This is a genomic window from Saccharothrix sp. ST-888 (assembly GCF_000955975.1).
In the GTDB taxonomy this organism is placed as follows: Bacteria; Actinomycetota; Actinomycetes; order Streptomycetales; family Streptomycetaceae; genus Kitasatospora.
The window spans coordinates 1-301 of the sequence record NZ_JYJF01000993.1 but is presented as its reverse complement, the minus strand read 5'-3'; the positions used below and the strand labels follow the sequence as shown (position 1 = coordinate 301).

At 77.7% G+C, this 301-nt stretch carries 1 protein-coding gene; it reads left to right on the top strand.

Going from position 1 to position 301, the window contains the following annotated elements; genetic code table 11:
• Positions 1-301: hypothetical protein (locus tag UK12_RS42715; RefSeq protein WP_045307314.1), on the top strand; the 301-nt coding region annotated here is incomplete at both ends.

Below are 301 nucleotides of genomic sequence, written 5' to 3'. Positions count from 1 at the left end.
TTCCTGGACGCCCTGGCCGCCCGGCGCCGCGCCGCCGGTATCCCCGCGACCTCCCTCGCCTGGGGCCTGGGGCCCGAGGACGGCGGAATGGCAGGCGCGTTGGCCGAGCTGGACGTCCGGCGGATGACGCGCGGCGGTGCGGCGGCCTTGTCGATCGACGACGGCCTCGCCCTGTTCGACGCCTCGGCCACGCTGCCGGACGCCGTCACGGTGCCGGTCCGGCTCGACCTGGCCGGGCTGCGCGCCCAGGAGGCCGAGTCCGGTCAGGTCACTGCCTGCCTGCGGGGCCTGGTCCTCCCGC